General features: G+C 71.5%; 20 protein-coding genes. 12 read left to right on the top strand and 8 right to left on the bottom strand.

What is annotated here, in order from left to right; all coding sequences use genetic code 11:
• On the top strand, positions 1-1491 hold the full coding sequence (der, locus tag AB0D18_RS28280; RefSeq protein WP_362424389.1) for a ribosome biogenesis GTPase Der: 1491 nt from the start codon (positions 1-3) through the stop codon (positions 1489-1491).
• A 79-nt stretch (positions 1492-1570) separates the two neighbouring features.
• Here der and AB0D18_RS28285 read toward each other — a convergent pair whose 3' ends face one another.
• Both AB0D18_RS28285 and AB0D18_RS28290 read right to left on the bottom strand, forming a co-directional pair.
• Positions 1571-1945, bottom strand: a complete 375-nt coding sequence (locus AB0D18_RS28285; RefSeq protein ID WP_362424392.1) for a hypothetical protein — start codon at positions 1943-1945, stop codon at positions 1571-1573.
• A 131-nt stretch (positions 1946-2076) separates the two neighbouring features.
• Positions 2077-2859 carry a hypothetical protein gene (locus AB0D18_RS28290; protein ID WP_362424394.1) on the bottom strand — a complete coding sequence of 261 codons (783 nt, stop codon included), beginning with the start codon at positions 2857-2859 and terminating at the stop codon, positions 2077-2079.
• A 500-nt stretch (positions 2860-3359) separates the two neighbouring features.
• On the opposite strand from AB0D18_RS28290, the gene AB0D18_RS28295 reads away from it, so the two are divergent.
• Positions 3360-3818, top strand: coding sequence for a transglycosylase family protein (locus AB0D18_RS28295; protein ID WP_362424397.1), 459 nt, complete (start codon positions 3360-3362; stop codon positions 3816-3818).
• 151 nt (positions 3819-3969) lie between these two features.
• Positions 3970-4578: a transglycosylase family protein gene (locus AB0D18_RS28300; RefSeq protein WP_362424399.1), complete on the top strand. Its 609-nt coding sequence runs from the start codon at positions 3970-3972 to the stop codon at positions 4576-4578.
• Here AB0D18_RS28300 and AB0D18_RS28305 read toward each other — a convergent pair.
• The 3 genes from AB0D18_RS28305 to AB0D18_RS28315 are packed head-to-tail and all read right to left on the bottom strand — an operon-like array spanning position 4487 to position 8460.
• Positions 4487-5236, bottom strand: a complete 750-nt coding sequence (locus AB0D18_RS28305; protein ID WP_362424402.1) for an ATP-binding cassette domain-containing protein — start codon at positions 5234-5236, stop codon at positions 4487-4489. The genes AB0D18_RS28300 and AB0D18_RS28305 overlap by 92 nt on opposite strands.
• Entirely contained in the window at positions 5233-7896 is a 2664-nt protein-coding gene (locus tag AB0D18_RS28310; protein WP_362424405.1) for an ATP-binding cassette domain-containing protein, read from the bottom strand. The genes AB0D18_RS28305 and AB0D18_RS28310 overlap by 4 nt, the downstream gene beginning before the upstream one ends.
• A 6-nt stretch (positions 7897-7902) precedes the next feature.
• Positions 7903-8460, bottom strand: a complete 558-nt coding sequence (locus AB0D18_RS28315; RefSeq protein WP_362424408.1) for a hypothetical protein — start codon at positions 8458-8460, stop codon at positions 7903-7905.
• 45 nt (positions 8461-8505) lie between these two features.
• On the opposite strand from AB0D18_RS28315, the gene AB0D18_RS28320 reads away from it, so the two are divergent.
• The 5 genes from AB0D18_RS28320 to AB0D18_RS28340 all read left to right on the top strand — a co-directional run bounded on the left by AB0D18_RS28320 (position 8506) and on the right by AB0D18_RS28340 (position 13794).
• Positions 8506-9102, top strand: a complete 597-nt coding sequence (locus AB0D18_RS28320; protein WP_362424411.1) for a hypothetical protein — start codon at positions 8506-8508, stop codon at positions 9100-9102.
• A 79-nt stretch (positions 9103-9181) separates the two neighbouring features.
• A complete protein-coding gene (locus AB0D18_RS28325; RefSeq protein ID WP_362424413.1) occupies positions 9182-10447 on the top strand; it encodes an ABC transporter substrate-binding protein in 1266 nt (421 codons plus the stop codon).
• A gap of 122 nt (positions 10448-10569) precedes the next feature.
• Positions 10570-11841 carry a glycosyltransferase family 4 protein gene (locus AB0D18_RS28330; protein WP_362424416.1) on the top strand — a complete coding sequence of 424 codons (1272 nt, stop codon included), beginning with the start codon at positions 10570-10572 and terminating at the stop codon, positions 11839-11841.
• Complete coding sequence (locus tag AB0D18_RS28335; protein ID WP_362424419.1) at positions 11838-12704, top strand: transferase; 867 nt, start codon at positions 11838-11840, stop codon at positions 12702-12704. The genes AB0D18_RS28330 and AB0D18_RS28335 overlap by 4 nt, the downstream gene beginning before the upstream one ends.
• A 118-nt stretch (positions 12705-12822) precedes the next feature.
• Positions 12823-13794 carry a YafY family protein gene (locus AB0D18_RS28340; protein WP_362424422.1) on the top strand — a complete coding sequence of 324 codons (972 nt, stop codon included), beginning with the start codon at positions 12823-12825 and terminating at the stop codon, positions 13792-13794.
• Here the strand turns inward: AB0D18_RS28340 and ctaD are convergent.
• Positions 13742-15475 (bottom strand): cytochrome c oxidase subunit I, encoded by a 1734-nt coding sequence (ctaD, locus tag AB0D18_RS28345; RefSeq protein ID WP_362424425.1) that lies wholly within the window; start codon positions 15473-15475, stop codon positions 13742-13744. The genes AB0D18_RS28340 and ctaD overlap by 53 nt on opposite strands.
• Before the next feature lie 397 nt (positions 15476-15872).
• On the opposite strand from ctaD, the gene AB0D18_RS28350 reads away from it, so the two are divergent.
• Positions 15873-16088, top strand: a complete 216-nt coding sequence (locus AB0D18_RS28350; RefSeq protein ID WP_362424428.1) for an I78 family peptidase inhibitor — start codon at positions 15873-15875, stop codon at positions 16086-16088.
• Positions 16089-16264: 176 nt separating this feature from the next.
• Here AB0D18_RS28350 and AB0D18_RS28355 read toward each other — a convergent pair whose 3' ends face one another.
• The gene (locus AB0D18_RS28355) at positions 16265-17290 is read right to left on the bottom strand and encodes a phosphatase PAP2 family protein (protein ID WP_362424431.1); all 1026 of its coding nucleotides are present in this window, start codon (positions 17288-17290) and stop codon (positions 16265-16267) included.
• 515 nt (positions 17291-17805) lie between these two features.
• Between AB0D18_RS28355 and AB0D18_RS28360 the strand changes: the two genes are divergently transcribed.
• The gene (locus AB0D18_RS28360; RefSeq protein WP_362424434.1) at positions 17806-19557 is read left to right on the top strand and encodes an MFS transporter; all 1752 of its coding nucleotides are present in this window, start codon (positions 17806-17808) and stop codon (positions 19555-19557) included.
• 134 nt (positions 19558-19691) lie between these two features.
• On the top strand, positions 19692-20885 hold the full coding sequence (locus AB0D18_RS28365; RefSeq protein ID WP_362424437.1) for an acyl-CoA dehydrogenase family protein: 1194 nt from the start codon (positions 19692-19694) through the stop codon (positions 20883-20885).
• 50 nt (positions 20886-20935) lie between these two features.
• Here the strand turns inward: AB0D18_RS28365 and AB0D18_RS28370 are convergent, their stop codons facing one another.
• On the bottom strand, positions 20936-21376 hold the full coding sequence (locus AB0D18_RS28370) for a cell division protein SepF (protein ID WP_362424440.1): 441 nt from the start codon (positions 21374-21376) through the stop codon (positions 20936-20938).
• A gap of 301 nt (positions 21377-21677) precedes the next feature.
• Here AB0D18_RS28370 and AB0D18_RS28375 point away from each other — a divergent pair, with 301 nt between their 5' ends.
• Positions 21678-22910: a DUF5685 family protein gene (locus tag AB0D18_RS28375; protein ID WP_362424443.1), complete on the top strand. Its 1233-nt coding sequence runs from the start codon at positions 21678-21680 to the stop codon at positions 22908-22910.
• The last annotated feature ends 299 nt before the right edge of the window (positions 22911-23209 follow it).

Here is a 23209-nt window from a genome sequence, read left to right on the forward strand (position 1 = left end):
ATGAACGACCAGATCAACTCCGGCGACGAGCACGGACCCGAGCAGGGCGCCGACCACGGCGTGCTCGGTGACGCCGAGTACGCGGAGTTCATGGAGCTCGCCTCGCAGGAGGGCTTCGACCTCGAAGAGATCCAGGACGCCCTCGGCGAAGCCGCTGCAGGACCGCTGCCCGTGCTCGCCGTCGTCGGCCGCCCCAACGTGGGCAAGTCGACCCTGGTGAACCGCATCATCGGCCGCCGCGAGGCCGTCGTGCAGGACAAGCCCGGCGTCACCCGCGACCGCGTCTCGTACGAGGCCGAATGGGCCGGCCGCCGCTTCAAGGTGATGGACACCGGCGGCTGGGAGCAGGACGTGCTGGGGCTCGACGCCTCGGTCGCCGCCCAGGCCGAGTACGCGATCCAGACCGCCGACGCGGTCGTCTTCGTCGTGGACTCCACCGTCGGCGCCACCGACACCGACGAGGCCGTCGTCAGGCTGCTCCGCAAGGCCGGCAAGCCGGTCGTGCTCTGCGCCAACAAGGTCGACGGACTGTCCGGCGAGGCCGACGCCACCACCCTGTGGTCACTGGGCCTCGGCGAGCCGCACCCGGTCTCCTCCCTGCACGGCCGCGGTACGGGCGACATGCTCGACGCCGTCCTGGAGGCCCTGCCGGACGCTCCCGAGCAGACCTTCACCAACGGCATGCCGCTCGGCGGCCCTCGCCGGATCGCCCTCATCGGCCGTCCGAACGTCGGCAAGTCCTCGCTGCTGAACAAGGTGGCCAAGGAGGACCGCGTCGTCGTCAACGAGCTGGCCGGCACCACCCGCGACCCGGTCGACGAGCTGATCGAGCTCGGCGGCATCACCTGGAAGTTCATCGACACCGCGGGCATCCGCCGTCGTGTGCACCTCCAGGAGGGTGCGGACTACTACGCCTCGCTCCGTACGGCAGCCGCCGTGGAGAAGGCCGAGGTCGCCGTCATCCTGATCGACTCCAGCGAGTCCATCTCCGTGCAGGACCAGCGCATCGTCACGATGGCCGTCGAGGCCGGCCGTGCGATCGTGCTGGCCTTCAACAAGTGGGACACCCTCGACGAGGAGCGCCGCTACTACCTGGAGCGCGAGATCGAGACCGAGCTGGCCCAGGTCGCCTGGGCCCCGCGCGTCAACGTCTCCGCCGTCACCGGCCGCCACATGGAGCGGCTGGTCCCGGCGATCGAGACGGCGCTGGAGGGCTGGGAGACCCGCATCCCGACCGGCCGCCTCAACGCCTTCCTCGGCGAGATCGTCGCCTCCCACCCGCACCCGGTCCGCGGCGGCAAGCAGCCCCGCATCCTGTTCGGGACGCAGGCCGGTGCCAAGCCGCCGCGGTTCGTGCTGTTCGCCTCGGGCTTCCTGGAGGCCGGCTACCGGCGCTTCGTGGAGCGCCGGCTGCGCGAGGAGTTCGGCTTCGAGGGAACGCCGATCCACATCTCGGTGCGGGTGCGCGAGAAGCGCGGCCGGAACAAGTAAGCGGCCGGAACAAGTAAGCAGACACCTCTATGAGGTGACGGTGACGCTCCATGGGCGACGGCGTCACCTCATAGAGGCGTCAGAAGCCCCTGCGGGGGCCGGGCGGCAGTGCGGCGGGAAGATTCCCGGTGTACTGCCGCCCTTGGTTGTGCTGGGTGTGCAGGTTCTGCCAGGTGCTGAGGTGCTGCGGGTAGGACGTGTGCTGCGGCGTGTGCGGATGCCCCTGGTAGCCGCCGCCGTGCCCGTGGCTCATCCCCGGGCCTGTTCTGAAGGCCGTGAAGCCGAGGTCCTCCTCGCCGCTCCGGTCACCGGGCAGGGCCCGGAAGGACCTGCGGTACTCGGAGTACAGCGCGTCGTAGATCGGCGTGAACGTCGGCTGGGGCGGGGTCTCCTGCGACGGCCGCATGGCAGGGATCTGGCTCTGGTACGGGCGAGTGGGGTCGTATGAGTGCACGTCTGTGCCAACGACCCCACTGCCTCTCGGATGCGGGTGATGCGGATACGGGTGCTGCGAGGACGCGGGCGTACGGAACGCCCGCGTCCGGATTCACCCCGGAGCCCCTCGGGAAGGGACCCGAGCGGCTGTCAGGTACCGGCCAGCGGCATCATCGCCGCGACCAGAAGGCCGTTCGCCGCCGCTTTGTCCAGGGCGATGCGCAGCACGTCCTCGCGCGGCTGGTGGCCGATGGAGCCGACCGGGGCGGCCAGGACCAGGATCTTCTGCGACTTGTTGGCCGCGGCCCGCCAGGAGTCGGTGACCTGGAGCGGGTGGTGCGCCTGCCACCAGGCGACCGGGCCGCCGCCGGACGTGCCGGGCTGCAGCACGGCGTGCAGCTGGCCCATGGCGAGCAGCACGGACCAGCCGGGCAGCAGGCCGGGCGCCGACTTCAGGTCGGCGACCGGCAGGAAGCCCTGCTCGACGAGCAGCGTCAGGAACTCGTCGCCGTTGTCCGAGCCGGGGCGGGCGATCGCCGCGGTCGGCTCGACGACGAGCGCGGGGTGCAGCTCGCCCTCGATGAGGACCAGGCCGCTGGTCACCCCGAGCACGGCCTGTTCGGGCGCTCCGTCGGCGCCGCCGCCCGAGCCGTCCTGGCTGGCGGTGATGGAGCGGACCGCGCCCTGCAGCTGCTCCTCGGAAACCGGGACGACCTGGGAGGGGATGCAGCCGGCGTGGGCGAAGGCGAGGACCGCGGTCTCCTCGCCGACGAACAGCACGGTGCTGGTGGCCTCCTGCCCGGAGTCGCCGGGGGTGCGGCAGGAGGTGCAGTCGTAACTGCCGGGGGTGTTCTCGCCGGCGAGCAGCCGGTCGGCTTCTACGTCGCCGATCTCGGCGCGTACGTCGTCGCTGACGTCGAGCATGCGCGACACGGGTGGCTCCTCGAACTGGGTGCTGGCACCGGGCGGTTCCCGGAGCGTCAAGAAGACAACGGGTGATCTGTGGCCGGAGTCACGCGGGACGGGGAGCGGAATCGACTCATCCGCCGCGGAGGGTGAGCCGGAGTGCGGAAGCCTTCACTCCACGTCAGTGCCTGCTGATTGCACGCAAGTCGGGGCGGTGAGGTGGGTCACAGATCAGTCGGACGGCAGGTCGATAAATCGTGATATCAGCGAATCAATTGGGTGTCCGGAATTGGCCGTTACCCGGGGTAGTGGGCAACTGGCCTGGAATGACAATGACTTGGTTGATATCGGGGCGTGCGGGTCCATAGATTCCACCGCCGTGTGCATCGAGCACCGCCCGGACACGCCCGCCGGAAACGCACCGTCCAGCACCAACCCCGGCGGGCGGGGCGGCGCGGCACGGGAGCGCCGGACGCGCTCACGGCCGTACCGCCCAGGGGGAGTCCGGGTCCTGCGAGAGGGACTCCATGACCGCATGTTCCAGTGCGATACGCCGCGGCAACCGCCGTCGTGAAACCGCAGCGCTCGTCGGGGCCGCCCTGGTGGCCCCGCTGGCGCTGATCGTCGCCATCGGCCCGCAGGCCGTGGCGGCGGACCGCGGAGTGTGGGACCGCATCGCCCGGTGCGAGAGCGGTGGCAACTGGCACATCAATACCGGCAACGGCTACTACGGCGGGCTGCAGTTCTCCGCCGGGACCTGGCGCGCGCACGGCGGCGGGGCGTACGCCCGTACCGCAGACCGGGCGAGCAGGGCCCAGCAGATCGCCGTCGCCACCAAGGTCCAGCGCAAGCAGGGGTGGGGCGCCTGGCCCGCCTGCTCGCGCCGGGCGGGGGCTGCGGGCGCCGCACCCGGGAGCGGCAGCCATGTGGTGCGGTCCGGCGACGCCCCGGGTGGCGTCGTGCGGGCGCACCGTACGAGCGGGTAGCAGGTGTACGCGGCTGGCCGAGCCGTCTTCCGACTCTCGGCAGCGAGGGCCCCGTCCGGTCGCCCGACCGGGTGGGGCCCGGCGGCGTCCCGCGCGGCACGCGCGCGCGTGGGCGGGACGGTGATGGGGTGGGCAGGTGTTGAAGCCTCGATTGCGTCTTCTGTCCTGCGCCGTGCTCGGTGCGCTGCTCGCCCTCTTCCCGGTGTCCGCCGCGACCGCCGCGGCCCGTGCCCTCCAGACCTCCCCACCACCGTCCGCCGAAAGGGGATTCGGGCCCTACGGGTGCGCCGCGAGCCAGTGGCCGTGGAGCTGCCTCGCCGAGTGCGAGAGCGGCGGCGACTGGAAGATCAACACCGGCAACGACTACTACGGCGGCCTCCAGTTCGAGCAGCCGACCTGGGAGGAGCACGGCGGCCTCGGATACGCGCCCCGGGCCGACCTGGCCACCCGCGCGGAACAGATCAAGGTCGCCGAGCAGGTCCTGACCACCCAGGGGTGGCGGGCCTGGCCGGACTGCTCGAAGCGGTACGGGCTCGGCGACCGGCGCATCCACATCGTGAAGCCCGGCGAGACGCTGTCGTCGATCGCCGCGAAGCACAAGGTCAAGGGCGGCTGGCAGGCCCTCTACAAGGCCAACAAGGACATGATCGGGGCCCGTCCCGACGGGCTCAACGCCGGTACCTGGCTGGTCCTCCCGGGCGGTTCGGGGCAGGGCCGTACCCGTGCGGAGCCCGCGAGCTCTCCGATGCTTCTCCTGTGAACGCGACCCGCCCCCGGTCCAGTTCGGTCACGAACACCGGGCCGGGGGCGGGCAGGTCCGGCAGCCGTTGCTCCGCGAGGACGACGGCTGTCGTCGTGCTGAGGGCCGCCAGGAGTGCGTACGTACGGGCCGCCGTGCCGGGCGACATGCCGAGGGTGGGTTCGTCGACGAGCACCACACGCGTACGGGCCCGCGCGGCGCTGCCGGGGGCCGCGGCGGCGAGGAGGGCGCGGGAGACGGCGAGCATGCGCTGTTCGCCGCCGGAGAGGGTGCCCGCGAGGCGGGGGAGGAGCGGGCGCAGGGCGGGGTACGCCTCCAGGGCGGGTGAAGCGTCGGCGCCCGGCGGGGTGTTGAGGGCGAGGTTGTCGGCGACCGTGAGGCCCCCGTACACCGCCTGCAGATCCGGTACGAAGCACAGACCGCGGCGGGCCCGGCCGTGGGCGGGCAGCCGGGTGACGTCCGCTCCCTGCCACCGGACGTGTCCGGCGCTGAGGGCAACGGTGCCCGCGAGGGCGCGCAGGGCGGTCGTACGGCCGGAGCCGTTGCGGCCCAGGAGGACGGTCAGGGAGGAGGCCGGGACGGCGAGGTCGACGCCGTGCAGGGCCTCCAGGGGGCCGTAGCGGACGCGGGCGGCGCACAGCCCGATCTCGACGCTCACCGGTGCGTCCTCTTTGAGACGGTGGGGGCGACAGCGGTGGCGGCGACAGCGCGGGGGACGGCAGTGCTGGTGACGATGGATCCGGCGGCCATGGTGTGGACGGTGCCGGCGATGTCCGCGACCAGGTCGAGGTCGTGCTCGACGACGAGGACCGCGGTGCCGTCGGCGGCGAGCGCCGCCAGCACGCGCGCGAGAGCGGCGGTCTCGGCGGCGTCCAGGCCCGCGGCGGGCTCGTCGAGGAGCAGGGTGTGCGGGCGGCCCGCCAGGGCGCGGGCCAGCTCGACCCGGCGGAGGGTGCCGGTGGGCAGGCCGGCGGCGGGGCGGTGGCGGACCGGGCCGTCGAGGGCGAGCAGCCGGAGGGCGGGTTCGACGGCGGAACGGTCGCGGCGGTGGCCGTGTTCGGCGCCCAGGACGACGTTCTCCTCGACGGTGAGGGAGGGGAAGACAGCGAGCTGCTGGAAGGTCCTGGCGACGCCGAGGCGGGTGCGGGTGTGGGCGGCGCGGCGGGTGATGTCGGTGCCGCCCAGCTCGATGCGGCCGGAGGTGGGGCGCAGGGTGCCGCAGAGGCAGTGGAACAGGGTGCTCTTGCCGGCGCCGTTCGCGCCGACGAGGGCGGTGATGTGTCCGTACGGGACGGTGAGGTCGACGGCGTCGAGAGCGAGGAAGCCGCCGTAGGCGAGGCGGACCTGGTGGGCGCGGAGGGGGTGCTGAGGTGGGCGGGGTCCCGGGCTACGGGAGCGGCCGCGGGGCCGGACGGGGGCAGCGGGGGCCGAGCCGCGGCGAGGGGCTCCGCCCGCGCCCGACTGCTCCGCCGCCACTGGCGGAACCCGCGTCCACAGGTTCGGCGCTGTGGGGTGGGCGCCCCGGCCGCGCAGTCGTTGCAGGAGCGGGCGCAGGAGAGCGAGGGCGCCGATCAGTGCTGCCGCCAGGCCTGTCGTGGTTCCCGCGTCCAGGGCCACCAGGAGGACCGCCGCCGTGCACGCCGTCAGCAGACTGTCCGCGCCAAGCACCAGTACCGCCGCGAACCACAGCAGGCCGCGTACCGGGTCGTACGCCGTCGGGTCGAAGGCCTGCACCGACATGGACAGCAGCCCGCCGCCGAGCGCGGCCAGGGCGGCTCCGGCGACGAAGCTGAGGACCTTGAGGGCCGGCACCCGTACGCCTGCCGCCGACGCACCCTCCTCGTGGTCGCGCAGGGCGGCCAGCGCACGCCCCGAGCGCCCTTTGCGGAGCCCGGCGACCAGGAGGAGGCAGGCCAGGAGCAGGCTCAGCTCCAGTAGGTAGTAGGCCCGGTCGGAGGTGAAACCCGCCGGGCGGGAGACCGTCAGGCCCGCCGTCGCGTACGGCTGGTCGAGCACGAAGCGGCTCACCGCCACCCCGAACGCGAGCGTCGTCAGTGCCAGCGCCAGCCCGTGGCGGCGGATCGCGGGCCACCCCATGAGGAGGCCGAGAGGGGCTGTCAGCGCCACGGAGAGGGCCAGCGATGCCAGTTCGGGCAGGGGAGGCAGTCCGGGGAGCCGGCCGTCCGCCAGCAGGGCGGTGAAGAGCGCGCCGAGCCCCGCGTACGCCGCCTGCCCCAGTGAGATCTGCCCGCTGCGCCCGCTCACCACCACCAGGGACAACAGGATCACGGCCGTCGCGGGCACCGGCAGGGCGGTGTGCAGGCCGTCGCCCGCCAGGCCGAGGGGGAGCAGGAACAGGACGGCGGCGAGCAGGGGGAGGGACAGCCGCAAGGGGCGGTGCAGCCGCAAGGGCTCGGTGCGCCGGGCGGGCACGGGCGAGGCTGCCGGGTGGGCGGACGGCGCTGCCGGGCCCGGGGTCGGGAACAGCAGGGCCGCCGCCAGCAGCGCCACCACAAAGAGGTTGGCGCCGACGGACTGGACCAGCGGGCCGGGCAGGCCCGCCGGGTGCAGACGGGTCAGCTGGGCCTGGGCGACGCCGAGCAGCAGCGCCGCCGCGACGGCGACCGGCAGACTGCGCATCCGGGCCAGGGCCGCGACCGCGATCACCTCCACCACCAGGAGGGGCAGCCCGTACGGGTCGAGACGTACGTACGGGGCGAGGAGGACGCCGGTGAGGCCCGCCGTGAACGAGCCGAACGCCCAGCCCGCCGCCGCCACCCGGTCGGCGTCGATACCGCCCAGGACGGCCAGCCGGCGGTTGTCGACGACCGCGCGCAGGGCGCGGCCCAAGCGGGTCCTGCGGGGGAGCGTCCCCACCGTGGCGGACAGCAGCAGTACGGCGGCGAGCGGTGGCCAGGGGGAGTCGCCGAAGAGTTCCGGCGCGTCCGCGCGGGCGCCCTCGCCCCACAGCAGGGCGGCCGCGCCGATCAGCAGGACGAACACCCCGATCGACGCCACCAGGGTGCGGGCGGGATCCGTGCCGCGGACGGAGAGCGGCCGGAAGACCGCCCGGTCCAGGAGGAGACCGACGGCCGGGGCCACCAGCAGCAAAGTGGTGGCGGCGGCGAGCGGCACCGGCCAGTGCCAGTCCACCGCCAACTGCCGCACGACATAGGCGCAGAGCATGGCCACCGCCCCGTGCGCCAGGTTCAGCACCCCTGTCGCCCGGTACGTGACGATCAGGCCGATGCCGGACAGGGCCGCGGCGCTGCCGATCGCGAGACCGGCCAGGGTGAGGTCGTACGTCAGGGAGGACACCGGGCGTCAGGTCCCGGTCCCGGGTCCGGGCACTTCGGCCCCGCTGCCCGAGACTTCTGCCCCGCCCTCGCCCCCGCCCTCGCCCCTGCCCTCACCCTCGCCCCTGCCCCCGCCCCTGCCCCCGCCCTCGCCCTCGCCCTCAAAGAGGTGCTCGGGCTCGCAGACCGGGCACGGGGCCAGGTCCCGGACTCCCGACGCAGGGGCGGCCTCCGGCTTGCCGAGGACGAGCGGACAGTCCCGGCGGTGGGCCAGCGTGCCGCCCGGCAGACGCAGCAACGGGCCGTCGGAGGAAGGGAGCCGGCCCTCCTCCGGCGGTTCCGACGGGTCCGACGGGTCCGACGGTTCCGGTACGGCGTCCCGGCCCCGCCCGCCGAGGTCCCGTCCGGCCAGCAGTACCGCCCCCGCCACGATCAGCGCCGCCCCGGGCAGCGTGCAGGACGCCAGGTAGGGGACCTGCCGGGCGGTGAACCGCTCGCCGGACACCCCGTACCAGCCCAGCACACACAGCACCGCACCGCAGCAGACGGCGCCCAGTGCGGCCCACACGTACGGTGCTCTGCGCATCGCGCCCCCTGTCCAACACGGACGATTCCTTGCACTATGCCCTGTGTGGGACCGACCCTGAAGGTGGTGGGCGCAATGCTCGTCGGCAGGAATTCCCGGACCGCTGCGTGTGCGGCGGCAGCAGTGCTCCTCCTGGCCTCCGGTGCCACCGCATGCGGCGACGGCGGCGCAGCCCCGCCCAAGTCGCAGGAGAGCAGCGTGAGTTCGACGCCGGGCGCCGGTGCCGATACCACTACCGGCGGCGTCGACCCCCAGCCCTCCGACTCGGCGTCCGCCAGCGGCCCCGCCGACACCACGGCGGCCGGGCGGCAGGTCGAGAAGAACTGGACGACGTTCTTCGACCCCGCCGTCCCCACCGACGAGAAGGCGAAGGTCCTGGAGAACGGCACCCTCCTCAAACCGCTGCTGACCGCCTTCAACAACGACAAGCGCGGCGGCCAGAGCTCGGCGAAGGTCAAGGCCGTGCGGTTCAACTCGGCCACCCAGGCGGAGGTGACGTACGACCTGCTGCTCGACGGCGTCCCCGTGCTCCCCGGCTCCAAGGGCACCGCGGTCCTCCAGGACAACACCTGGAAGGTGTCCGTGAAGTCGCTGTGCGCCCTCGTCAAGCTGAGCGGCAATGCGGCTGCCCAGGGCTGCTGAACGGCTCCGGAGCCCTGAATCAGAGCGGCCTCGGGCCCTCCTTCGGCACCCGCTGTACGCAGCCCTGTCGGCGCTCCTCGTGCTGTGCGCCGCCGCCTGCGGCAGCAGGCTGCCCGAGAGCGACTTCGAGCAGCCGGCCACCACCACGGCTCCCGCCGCCCCGCCCCTGCGCATCGGCATCATCGCCAGCGCCACCAGCCCGGTAGGCGGCGACACCTTCACCGGCCCGGGCGACGGCGCCCGCGCGTACTTCGACGTACTCAACTCCCGCGGCGGCGTCGGCGGCCGCCGGATCCAGGTGGAGAGCTGCGACGACGGCGGCAGCGGCATCGGCAACACCGAGTGCGTGCGCGAGCTGATCGAGGAGAAGAAGGTGTTCGCCCTCGTCGCCACCACGGCCCTCGACTACGCGGGCGCCCGTCTGGTCTCCGCCGCGGGCGTCCCCGACATCGGCGGCCAGCCCATCGGCACCGCGTACGACACCTACCCCCACCTGTACGGCATCTACGGCAGCCTCGCCCCCCGCACCGGCGGGAAGAGCGCGAAGCCAGGCTGGAACGGCACCCTCTACGGCGGCACCGAGGTCTACCGCTACTTCAAGAGGGCACACGGCGCGCGCACCGCGGCCGTCGTCTCGTACAACCAGGCGTCCTCCGCCTCGTACGCCCGCCTCACCGTCCAGGGGCTGCGGGCCGAGGGGTACACCGTCGTTGAGGAACAGGTCGACTTCGCCCTGCCCAACTTCCGCGCGGTGGCGGCCGACCTGAAGGAGCAGGGCGCCGACCTCGTGTTCGACGCCATGGACACCCACGGCAACGCCCAGCTGTGCAAGGCGATGGACGCCGTGGGCGCCGACGTCACCGCCAAGGTCACGAACGTACAGAACTGGTCCGCGACCGTCGCCGACGACTACCGGGACGCACCCCGCTGCCGCAACGCCCTGTGGGTGACCGGCGGCAGCCGCAACTACGACGACAAGGACGACCCGCGGGTACGCGAGTTCCGCACTGCCCTGCAAGGCAGCCTCAAGAGGAGCGGGCGCAGCGAGCGGGCGCTGTCGCAGTGGCAGCTCGAAGGGTGGGCCGCCGCCATGTGGTTCACCGACGCCGCCCTGTCCTGCGGCGACCTCACCCGCGCATGTGTCGAGCGCCACCTTGACCGCGAGGAGCCCTACACCGCCCGCGGTCTGCTCCTTCCCGTCGGGTACGCCCCCACGCCCGCCCCGCCCACCGAGCGCCGAACCTGTCTGTCCGTGGCACGCTGGAAGGACGGCACGGGCTGGGTGACGCAGGGAGAAATGACCCGGAACTGCTTCACCGTCCCGCAGCTGCCCTACCGCCCGTAAGGGCGCTCTGCACCTGCGCCGCCGTGGAAGGGACAAGTACAGTCCTCTCACCGAATGAACGGCGGAGGGCTCCGTGACGGGGCCGTCCGGCCCGTCGAAGACCCAGGGGGACGTACCGGCGCATGCACATATCTTTTCTGCTCCACAACGCCTATGCCGTCGGGGGCACGATCCGCACCACGTTCAACCTCGCCCAGACCCTGGCCGAGCACCACGACGTGGAGATCACGTCGGTCTTCCGGCACGCCGACGAACCCTCCATGAGCGCCCCCGCCGGTGTGCGCCTCGGCCATCTCGTCGACCTGCGCAAGAAGAGCCCCGGCTACGACGGCGACCTGCCCGACCACGCCCGCCGGGCCCACGTCTTCCCGGCCGGTGACAGCCGTTACCACCAGTACAGCCGCCTCACCGATCAGCGGATCGGCGCCCACCTCCAGGGCCTGAAGACCGACGTCGTCGTCGGTACCCGGCCGGGCCTCAACGTGCACCTCGCCCGGCAGGCCCGCCGCGACACCGTACGGATCGGCCAGGAGCACCTCACCCTCGACAGCCACCGCTTCCGGCTGCGCCGCGAGCTGCGCTACCGGTACGCACTCCTGGACGCGGTCACCACCGTCACCGAGGCCGACGCCCTGTCGTACCGCACCCGGCTGAAACTCCCGGGCGTGCGCATCGAGGCCATGGCCAACAGCATTCCGGCGGCCTCCCTGCCGCCCTCCGACGGCAACGGCAAGTGGGTGATCGCCGCCGGGCGGCTCACCCCCGGCAAGCGCTACGACCTGCTGGTACGGGCCTTCGCCCAGGTCGTCGCCGCCCGCCCCGACTGGAAGCTGCGCATCTACGGCGGCGGCGAGAGCGCCCCCGGACTGCGCGGGCTCATCCACGAGCTGGGCCTGCACAACCACGTCTTCCTGATGGGCGTCGCCGACCCTCTTGAGGCGGAGTGGCCCAAGGGATCGATCGCCGCCGTCACCTCCGACCTCGAAGCGTTCGGCATGACCATCGTCGAGGCCATGCGCTGCGGCCTCCCGGTGGTCTCCACCGACTGCCCGCACGGCCCCCGCGAGATAATCCGCGACGGCGTCGACGGACGGCTCGTCCCCATGGGCGACGCCGACGCCGTCGCGCGCGCCCTCCTCGCCCTCATGGAGGACGACGCGCTGCGCAAGCGGATGGGCCGGGCGGCGCTGGAGAACTCCGCCCGCTTCGACCCCGGACAGATCGCCGAACGGCACGCGGCGCTCTACTCCGACCTCGTCGCCCGCGGTACCAACGACCGAACTCACAGCCCGCTGCGGGACAACCTTCACCGCGCCCCGAGTGTCCTCATCGACGAAGCCTTCACTCTGCGCCGCAAGGTCCTCTCCACGCTCCGGAAAGGGCGTACCGCATGACCAGCTCTTCCTCATCCCGGCCCTCGCCGGCCCCGGCCGACGGGACCGGTGGCCCGGCGGCTCCGCGCGCCGACTGCACCGCGGACTCCGCGGGCGGGGTCACCTTCGACGTGGCAGCCGCCGCGGCGCCCGACGCGGCCCTGGTGCTGCGGCGTACCGGCGGGGCGGGGAGCGGCGACGTACGGCTGCCGCTCACGCCCGTTGCGCACGGCCGCCTGCGGGCCGTGCTGCCCAGCACCGTCGACCTCCCCGAGGGCCGCTGGGAGACCCATGTGTACGGCGGCGGGGCCGATCTCACCGTCCGTCCGGGGCTGCGCGACCTGCGCGCCCTGGTCGACCGCACGCCGGACCCGCGTACCGAGGCCGTCGCCGTCCGCATCCCGTACGCGACGCCCGACGGCCGTCTCGCCGTCCGCAGCTGGCGCCGCTCCCCGCACGCCGAGGCGGGCGACATCGCCTTCGCCGCCGACGGCGCCACGATGACCGTCGAGGGGCGCCTGTACGGGGCCGAGGCGGGCCGGGACACGGTCGTCGAGGCCCGGCTGCGCGGCGACCGCGACCGGGTCCACCGGGAGCCCGTGACGGCCTCGGGGGGCGACGGCGGCGCGCACACCTTCGCGTTCACGCTGCCGTACGCCGCCCTCGGCGAGGGCCGCGACGGTGCCACCTGGGTGTGGGACCTGTGGCTGACCGAGTCCGACGGCGCCCCGCCGATACGGCTGGCCAGGCTCCTGGACGACATCGCGGAGAAGCAGACCGTCTTCAAGTACCCGGTGCTGCCCGTCGGCGACACCGGCAAGACCGTCGCCTTCCCGTACTTCACGCGCGACAACGACCTCGCCGTCCAGATCAGCACCCCCTGACGTCACCTCAAGAGGGCGGCATCCGCCGTCACCTCAAGAGGGCAGTGTCCGAAGTCGACCCAAGAGGGCGGCACACTGCGGACCGAAGCTGTCCGCAACGCCTGGCAGACTCCGCTCCATGTTGGAGACCTCGGCCAGGCTGCTGCGTCTGCTCTCGCTGCTCCAGGCCCACCGTGATTGGACCGGCCCCGACCTCGCGGACCGGCTCGGCGTCACCCCGCGCACCGTGCGGCGCGACGTCGACCGGCTCCGTGAGCTCGGCTACCCCGTCCACGCCAGCCCCGGCACCGGCGGCGGCTACCAGCTGGGCGTCGGCGCCCAGCTGCCGCCGCTGCTTCTCGACGACGACGAGGCGGTGGCCGTCGCCGTCGGCCTGCGCACCGCGGCGGGGCAGGGCATCGAGGGCATCGGGGAGACGTCGGTGCGCGCCCTCACCAAGCTGGAGCAGGTGCTCCCCGACCGGCTGCGCCGCCGCGTCGGCGCCCTGAACGCGTTCACCGTGCCGATGCTGCACGGCGGCCGCGCCGACCCCGTGGACCCCGCCGTCCTCACCGAACTCGCGGGCGCCTGCCGGGACTCCGAGCGCCTGCGCTTCGAGTACCGCGACCACGCGGGCAACGCCACCCGCCGCACCGTGGAGCCGCACCGCCTGGTGTGCACCGAGCGCCGCTGGTACCTGGTCGCCTGGGACACGGACCGCGCCGACTGGCGTACGTACCGGGTCGACCGGATCACCCCGACACCGCCGCACGGGCCGCGCTTCACACCGCGCGAGGCCCCGGCCGATGACCTTGCCGGGTACGTCTCCCAGGGCGTCTCCACGGCGGCGTACCGGGCAACTGCCGTGCTGCGCCTGCTGGTACCTCTTGAGGTGGCGAGGGAGGCCGTCGGCCCCAGTGACGGTGTGCTGGAGGCGGAGAGCGCACAGAGCTGCCTGCTGCGCACGGGGGCGCTGAGCATGGACGTGCTGGTGATCCATGTGCTGCTGATGGGGCTTGAGTTCGAGGTGGTCGAGCCGGTGGAGCTGACGGAGCGGATCAGCGCGGCTCGTGATCTTCTGGGGCGGGCAGTGGAGCGGCGCCGCCCGTAGCCGCCGGTGCGTACTTGCCCGCCTCCGCGGCCTGCTCGACGGCCACGATCTCCGGGTGGTGCAGGTCGAACGCGGGGGACTCCGAGCGGACCTTGGGCAGGGTGAGGAAGTTGTGCCGTGGCGGCGGACACGACGTCGCCCACTCCAGCGAACGCCCGTATCCCCACGGGTCGTCCAGGTCGACCTTCTTGCCGTACTTCGCGGTCTTCCAGACGTTGTAGAAGAACGGCAGCGAGGACAGTCCGAGCAGGAACGCCCCCATGGTGGAGATCGTGTTGAGCACGGTGAAGCCGTCCGCCGCCAGATAGTCGGCGTACCGGCGCGGCATGCCCTCCGCACCCAGCCAGTGCTGCACCAGGAACGTGGTGTGGAAGCCCACGAACAGCGTCCAGAACTGGATCTTGCCGAGCCGCTCGTCGAGCATCTTGCCCGTGAACTTCGGCCACCAGAAGAAGAACCCGGCGAACGTCGCGAAGACCACCGTCCCGAACACCACGTAGTGGAAGTGCGCCACCACGAAGTACGAGTCGGTGACATGGAAGTCCAGCGGCGGCGACGCCAGGATCACCCCGGTCAGCCCGCCGAACAGGAAGCTCACCAGGAACCCCACCGACCACAGCATCGGCGTCTCGAAGGACAGCGAGCCCTTGAGCATCGTGCCCGTCCAGTTGAAGAACTTCACCCCGGTCGGCACCGCGATCAGGAACGACATGAACGAGAAGAACGGCAGCAGCACCGCGCCCGTCGCGAACATGTGGTGCGCCCACACCACCAGCGACAGACCGGTGATGGCCATGGTCGCGCCGACCAGCGCCACGTAACCGAAGATCGGCTTCCGGGAGAAGACCGGGATGATCTCGCTGACGATGCCGAAGAACGGCAGCGCGATGATGTAGACCTCCGGATGCCCGAAGAACCAGAAGAGGTGCTGCCAGAGCAGCGCGCCTCCCCACTGCGCCTCGAAGACCATCGACCCGAACCGCCGGTCCGCCTCCAGCACCAGCAGCGCCGCCGCGAGCACCGGGAACGCGACCAGCACCAGAATCGACGTGAACAGCACGTTCCAGGTGAAGATGGGCATCCGGAACATGGTCATGCCGGGTGCGCGCATCCCGATGATGGTGGTCAGGAAGTTCACCGCACCGAGGATCGTGCCGAAGCCGGACAGGGCGAGGCCCATGATCCAGAGGTCGGCGCCGATGCCGGGGGAGCGGACCATGCTGTTGAGCGGCGCGTACGCGAACCAGCCGAAGTTCGCCGGACCCCCGGGCACGATCAGCGAGCCGAGGACGATCAGTCCGCCGAAGAGGAACAGCCAGTACGAGAGCATGTTCAGCCGGGGGAACGCCACGTCGGGCGAGCCGATCTGCAGCGGCATGATCTCGTTGGCGAACCCGGCGAAGGTCGGCGTCGCGAACAGCAGCAGCATGATCGTGCCGTGCAGGGTGAACGCCTGGTTGAACTCGTTGTTGGTCATCAGCTGGAGCCCGGGGCGGGCCAGCTCCGCCCGCATCATGAGGGCCATCAGCCCGGCGATCAGGAAGAAGCCGAACGCCGTGATCAGGTAGAGATGGCCGATCTTCTTGTGGTCCGTGGTGGTCAGCCAGTCCACGACCACCCGGCCGGGCCGCCGGACCCTCGCCGGAGGTGCACCAGCCGTCTCGACGGTCTCCGTGCCCATCGTGCCCCCTCGCCGTTCGCGGACCGGGCCAACCGTCTCATGATGCGCGCGGGAACCCCGGATCCGACAGGGGGCGTGTGGGATTCGGATGTGCGTGCGACCTGTGCTACAGGCTGACGGGAGTGCGGAGTTGATGTGGAATCAAGAATTCCGGATGTCTCTGCACCGGTGGCTGATTTCTTTCCACGGCTCCGTTCCCGAATGCGGATCGTACCGGTTCGGATCCACTGGAGAGGAAAGGAGTGGACCCGGTGAATGCATCAAATGCCCAGTAGGAAATGGGTATTTATGAATAATGAAACTGCCCTATCGAGTGAAAGCAGCGTAACCAAACTCTTGTCGTGATCTTGTGACACAAGCGTGACCGGGAAGGTATCTGGCGCCTACGGTGGGCCCCATGGCACCTCTACCCACACCCCCCGCCCAGCCCGACGACAACCCCGAGCGCTACGTAGGCCTTGCCGTGGAAGAGGCCGGGCGAACCGCCAGGGAGCACGGCTGGAGCACCGTCAGAACGCTCCCGCCGGGCGCGATCATCACTATGGAGTTCCTCCAGGGCCGGCTCAACTTCGAGGCGAAGGACGACACCGTGACCCGCTGCTGGATCGGCTGAGACCCGCACGGGACCTCGGTAGGAACCCCTGCACGACCCGGAGTGCGACCCCTGCACGACCCGAAGTACGACCCCGCACGACCGGTGACGACGAAGGCCCCGGGCCGCTCCTGGAGAGCGGCCCGGGGCCTTCGCTGTGCGTGTCTGCCGTACCTGTCAGGGGCGGCGGGAGGGGCTCAGCGCGCCGGGTGCGGCGCGTGCGACCCGCCGCCGCGCGCCTGCGGAGGCCGCCTGCTGCCCGCCGGGGTGACCGGTGCGCGCTCCGAGCGGACCCCGTGCGGCCGCGCCTGGAGGTGTGCGGGAGCCGGGAGGTGAGGGGGCCTGGTGACCCCGTACCGGCTGCTGCCCGCGCCCACCGGCTCGCGGGCGGGCGTCGGGTCCGCGCCCGGACGTATCGAGGGAACCGCCGCCGGAACACCGGTCGGTACCGCCGGATCGGTGGCACCGGGAAGGGCCGGAGCGAGCGCACCGCGCGCCCGCCACCGCTCGCGCACCGCGAAGACGAAGGCCTCCGCCCGCGCGATCATCGGCTCGAACCAGGGCAGCGCCAGCAGGATCAGCAGCCCGGCGGCCCAGCCGAGCAGCACGTCGCTCAGCCAGTGCGTGCCCAGATACACAGTGGTGGCGCCGACGCCGAGAGCGACGACCGCGGACATCACCGACAGCCAGCGCCTGGCCCGTGGGGTGGTCGCCAGATACGCGAGGATGCCCCAGGTCACGACCGCGTTGGCGGTGTGGCCCGAGGGAAATATGTCGCCGCCGGCGAACATCTCGGCGGACCCGATCTCGGTCGCGTAGTGCGGTCCGAGGCGGCCCAGGCCGATCTTCACCGCGCCCACCGTCAGGTTGAGCAGCAGCAGCGCGGCGGCCAGGGCGAGCAGCGGGCGGAGCGTGTGCTGCCGCCAGGAGCGCCAGCCCAGCCACGCCGCGACCATCACCGCGGTCGGGCCGCGCTGGCCCAGCACCACGAAGTAGTCGAGGAAGGCGTGCAGCTCGGGCCACTGTTCGTACGGCCGGAAGAGCATCACCTTCCAGTCGAGCAGGACGAGCCAGGAACTGACCAGCACGGCCCAGACGATGGCGATGTAGAACGCCACCGTCGAGCCGAAGAGAACCTTGCGGGTCCGGCTCATGCCGGGGATCTCTATCTTCGGCGGCTCCGGTTCCCGGTCCAGCCGGGCAAAGATTCGGTCGATACGCACCCAATCGACATTACAGCGGGTGAGTGACGGGCCCGACCGGTCCTGCCTCTTTGTGATGACCATGTGATGTGGGGTGTGTCTCACCGTAAGGTTTATTCCTGGCTGTTACGCAAATGCTGGGGACCTTGTGCCCTATTCATTCCGGCTTACTCCCGCAACTCTCTTGAAAACTTCTGAATTTCAGCGACAGGGACTTCGGACGGAATTCCCCGCTCCGTCATCGGCCGGTACGGGGCCGGCCCGCGCCCGGCCGGGAACCGACCGTGCCGCGCCGTGCGTGGTGTTGCGTGGCACGCCGGAGCGGATGTCCGTGCGGGCGCGGATGCGGGCACCGGGGTGGTGTACGCCACACCGGCTCGGGCATTTCGGTGAGAGATGGGCCACGCGCCAGGGGGGTGAACTCGCGTACTCTGACGGCTCACTCGCCCGTCGATGCCGGGCCCACCAGGACGTATCAGACACGGACGTCCCCGGCGGCCCACCGAGCGCGAGGGGATCACTGGGAGGTTACGTACATGGCAGGGACAACCACGGCCGGCGCCGAGCTGACTGCGGGAGGTCCTTTGCGACGGCTTCTCTCCGGTCAGGGGGCCAACCGCTGGGTCGTGCTCGCGATCCTCTGCGTGAGCCTGATTCTTGTCGCGCTCGACTCGACGATCCTGCACATCGCCGTCCCCTCGGTCACCGAGGACCTGCGCCCGGGCTCCGTGGAGCTGCTGTGGATAGTCGACTCCTATCCCCTTGTCTGTGCGTCGCTGCTGATCCTCTTCGGCACGCTCGGTGACCGCGTCGGCCGCCGCCGCGTGCTGCTGCTCGGTTACGGACTGTTCGGTATCGCGTCCGCGCTGGCCGCGCTCTCCGAGACTCCGCAGCTGCTGATCGCGGCCCGTGCCCTGCTCGGCATCGGCGGCGCGATGATCATGCCTGCCACGCTCTCGATCCTCCGCCAGGTCTTCCCCGACCGCCGCGAACGGGCGATGGCCATCGGCATCTGGGCGGCGGTCTCCGGAATCGGCGCGGCCGGGGGCCCGGTGATCGGCGGCTTCCTGGTCGAGAACTTCTGGTGGGGTTCGGTCTTCCTGATCAATATCCCGCTGATGATCGTGATCCTTCCCCTCGCCCGTCTGCTGCTGCCCGAATCGCGCGGCAGCGGCCAGGGCCCGTGGGACGTGGTCGGCGCGCTGATGGCCTCCGCGGGTGTGCTCGGCGTCGTCTACGGGGTGAAGCGCGCGGGCAGCGGCGACCCGGTGCTCGACGTCATGACCCTGGCCCCGCTGCTGGCCGGCGCGGTCCTGCTGGTCCTCTTCGTGCGCAGGCAGAGGCGCCGCGAGCACCCCCTGATCGACATGAAGCTGTTCGGCCGGGTCACCTTCACCACCTCCGTGGGCTGCCTCGTGCTCGGCATGCTGGCCCTGGTCGGCCTGGAGCTGATCGCCGTCCAGTACCTCCAGCTGGTGCTCGGGCTGAGCCCGCTGGAGACCGGTCTGCGGCTGCTGCCGTTGACCTTCGCCGCGATGGCGGCGGGCGCGGTCGGGGGGTGGGCGCTCCACAAGATCGGCCCACGGGCCATGGTGGTGTCCGGCTTCACGCTCACCGCAGCCTCCGTCACCCTGCTGACGATGATGGGCCAGCAGGACCGGCCCTGGCTGATGGCCGGCGGGTTCGTGCTGCTCGGTTTCGGCATCCAGGCGACGCTGTTCGGTTCGTACGAGTCGATGCTCAGTGAGGCCCCGGCCGACTCGGCGGGCGGCGCGGCGGCCATCGGCGAGACCTCCTACCAGCTGGGCGCCGGCATGGGCATCGCGCTGCTCGGCAGTGTCATGAACGCCGCGTACGGACCCGGCCTCCAGCACATCAAGGGCGTCTCGGCCGCCTCCAGCAAGTCCGCGTCGAACTCGCTCGGCGAGGCGTACGAGGTCGCCAAGGAGATCGGCGGTGCGGCAGGGGCCGCGCTGCGCTCCGCGGCCCGCGTCGCCTTCGTGCACGGCCTGCACGTGACCCTGCTGACCAGCGCCGGACTGCTGCTCATCGGCGCGGTCGCCGCGCTGAGGCTGCCGCGCGGCATGGACCAGTCGGCGCAGGACCCGGACCTGGACCTGACGCCGGACCCGGACCTGGGCCCGACGCCGGACCCGGACCTGCAGTCGGCGCCGGACCCGCAGCCGGATGCGGATGCTGATGCCGAGCCTGCGGTCAAGTCTCAGGAGACCAGGAAGCTTCCGCCCGCGCGGCGCGAGCCCGCCGAGGCGTCGGCGGGTCTTGACTGACCGCACCGGTGAACCGACCGGACGGGTCTGGACTGACCCGGTCCCGGCCCGTACCGTCGCCCTGAAGCTTTAACTAACACTGCTAGTTAATGCTGTGGTGATTCAACGCAGCCGAGAGCCGCCGGAGGGCCAGCATGTCCGCACATCCCCCGAAGCTTCCGCCGTTCGACCCCGCCGACCCGCTCGGCATCGACGATCTGCTCAGCCCCGAGGACCTCGCGATCCGCGAAACGGTCCGCACCTGGGCCGCCGACCGCGTCCTGCCGCACATCGCCGACTGGTACGAGCGCGGAGAGCTGCCCGGTATCCGCGACCTCGCCCGCGAACTCGGCTCCATCGGCGCGCTCGGCATGTCCCTGACCGGCTACGGCTGCGCGGGCGCCACCGCCGTCCAGTACGGCCTGGCCTGTCTGGAGCTGGAGGCCGCCGACTCCGGCATCCGCTCGCTCGTCTCCGTACAGGGCTCGCTCGCCATGTACGCGATCTGGCGCTTCGGTTCCGAGGAGCAGAAGCAGCAGTGGCTCCCGGGAATGGCGTCCGGCGAGATCATCGGCTGCTTCGGCCTGACCGAGCCCGACCACGGCTCCGACCCGGCGGGCATGCGTACGTACGCGAAGAGGGACGGCACCGACTGGGTGCTCACCGGCCGCAAGATGTGGATCACCAACGGCTCGGTCGCCGGCGTCGCCGTCGTCTGGGCGCAGACCGACGAGGGCATCCGCGGCTTCGTCGTCCCCACCGACGCCCCCGGCTTCTCCGCGCCGGAGATCCACCACAAGTGGTCACTGCGCGCCAGCGTCACCAGCGAGCTGGTCATGGACGAGGTCCGGCTGCCCGCCGACGCCGTACTCCCGGACGTGGTGGGACTGAAGGGACCGCTGAGCTGCCTGAGCCATGCGCGGTACGGAATCGTGTGGGGCTCCATGGGCGCCGCCCGTTCCTCTTTTGAGGCGGCGGTCGACTACTCGAAGACGCGCGAGCAGTTCGGAAAGCCCATCGGCGCATTCCAGCTCACCCAGGCCAAGCTCGCCGACATGGCCGTCGAACTCCACAAGGGCATCCTGCTCGCCCACCATCTGGGCCTGCGCATGGACGCCGGGAGGCTGCGCCCGGAACAGGTCAGCTTCGGCAAGCTCAACAACGTGCGCGAGGCGATCGAGATCTGCCGTACCAGCCGCACGATCCTGGGCGCCAACGGGATCTCACTGGAGTACCCCGTGATGCGGCACGCCACCAACCTCGAATCGGTGCTGACGTACGAAGGCACCGTGGAAATGCACCAGCTGGTGCTGGGCAAGGCGCTCACCGGACTCGACGCGTTCCGGTAGGGGGCCGGTTTCCGGACCCGACCGGATCGGGGCGCCGGTGAGCGCCCTGCTCAGCTCTGGTTGAAGAAGCCGCCGGTCTGACGGCCGGCGGCCTCGCCGCTCACGATGCTCGTGTCGGCGGGGGTCAGCAGGAAGACCCGGGTGGCCACGCGCTCGATGGAGCCGCGCAGACCGAAGGTCAGGCCGGCCGCGAAGTCCACGACGCGCTTGGCGTCGCCGGATTCCATGCTCGTCAGGTTCACGATCACCGGGATGCCGTCCCGGAACAGCTCGCCGATGCCGCGTGCGTCCCGGAAGCCGTCCGGAGTGACGGTGGCGATCCGGCGGCCCTTGTCCTCGGCGGCCTCGGAGACGACACGGACCCGGGGGTCCGTGACCCAGGGCTCGGGTGTCTCGTTGTTCCCCTCGGCGTACTCGTCGTCGTAGTAGCGGTCGTCGTCGCTGTCCTCGACGAGTCCGAGCCAGGCACTCGCCTTGCGCACCGATCCCATGAACGCCTCCTTTCACCGCGGTCTACTTGTGTTCCGCTCCCCCTATGGTCGTCCATCATGCGGATTGCGCGCCAAGTGGATAGTCGGCGCGCAGGGTTTTCGTGACGGTACTGGTGCAGAAGTTGTGGTGATTTCCCTGGGCTCTGTCGTTGCGGGGGCCGCCGGGAGAGTGTAAATCGCACCATCGGGCCAGACGGGTGAGCAGGGGGTCGGACGGGTGAACATACGCCGTCTGTACGATGCCTGACGGACTGTTCAGTGGGCGGCGCGATCGCACGTCCACCGCATTACGGGGGCGCAATTGTTCGGCATCGTCAGGCCCTGCACGCATCGGCTCAGCGAGGGCCTCAAGACCGAGTGGATGGCTCATCTCTGCGGACTCTGCCTGGCACTTCGCAGTGACCACGGCCAGTTCTCACGGATCGTCACCAACTACGACGGGCTGATCGTCTCGGTTCTGACGGAGGCTCAGTCCGTACGCTCGACGGACTGGCGGCGCACGGCCGGGCCCTGCCCGCTGCGGGCGATGCGTACCGCTCCGGTCGCGCAGGGCGAGGGGGCGAGGCTGGCCGCAGCGGTCTCGCTGGTGCTGGCGTCGGCGAAGGTACGGGACCACATCGCCGACCGGGACGGGCTGTTGGGGCGCCGCCCCGTCGCCCTCGCCGCCCGTCGGGTCGCGCGGGGCTGGGACCGGGCCGGGGCGAGGACCGGGGCGTCGCTCGGCTTCGACACGTCGGTGCTCGTCGACGCGGTGGACCGGCAGGGCAGCATCGAGGCCGTCGCCGGTATCGGCACCCCGCTGCTCTTCGTCACCGAACCGACCGAGACGGCCACGGCCGCCGCCTTCGCGCACACCGCCGTACTAGCCGGACGGCCGGGCAACGCGGCGCCGCTCGCCGAGGCGGGCCGGCTCTTCGGACGGCTCGCACATCTGCTGGACGCCGTCGAGGACAGGGCTGCTGACGAGGCGTCGGGTGCGTGGAATCCGCTGACCGCGACCGGGACGTCACTGGTCGAGGCGCGGCGGTTGTGCGACGACGCGGTGCGGGGGGTGCGGCTCGCCCTGCGGGACGCGGAGTTCGTGGACGCCAAGCTGGTGCACGTACTGCTGGCGCACGAGCTGGAGGAGGCGGTGAACCGGGCGTTCGGGACCACGGGGTGCGGGCACGGTGGGGCGGGCAAGGGCGGGGCCGGGCTGGGCGTGCAGGGGAATGTTCCTGTGCCGGGGAATCCCTACGCGCCGGGTGCACCGGGTGCGCCGGGGAATCCGTATGCGCCGGGTGCGCCGGGGGATCTGACGCCGCCTCCGCCCCCGCCGCCGCCGAGGGGGCCTCGGGGGCTGCTGGCCGGGTGCCTGGCTGCGACCGGGCTGTTCTGTACCTGCCAGGTGTGCTGTGCGAACGAATACGAGGGACCGTGGTCCCGTCAGAAGCGCGACGGCTGGTGCAACAACTGCGACGGGTGCGATGGGTGTGATTGCTGCAACTGTTGCGACGGATGCGAGTGCTGTGGGTGCTGCGACTGTGGCTGCTGACGCCCTACGGAGCTGATGCTCGGCGGGGAGGGGTGCGTGCAGCGGGCCCCGTGCGGGTGCGGGGTGCGGGTGTGTGCGTGCCTGCGGGGGCGTGGCTGAGGTGGTGGGGCAACGGGGGCAGTGGTGGTGGAGTCTTGGCTCAACAGGACGCGGACCACACGCGACCGAAGTCGATGTGGGAGCGCGTGACCAGCCACTGCTGTCGGTGCATGGCGCTCATGGAACAGGTGTTTTGATGATGCGTCAACAGGTGTGTGGGCGGTTCTGAGACGGGCTGCTCAGAATATGGACGTGCTTGA

This window comes from Streptomyces sp. NPDC048442, assembly GCF_040651475.1.
GTDB lineage: Bacteria > Actinomycetota > Actinomycetes > Streptomycetales > Streptomycetaceae > Streptomyces.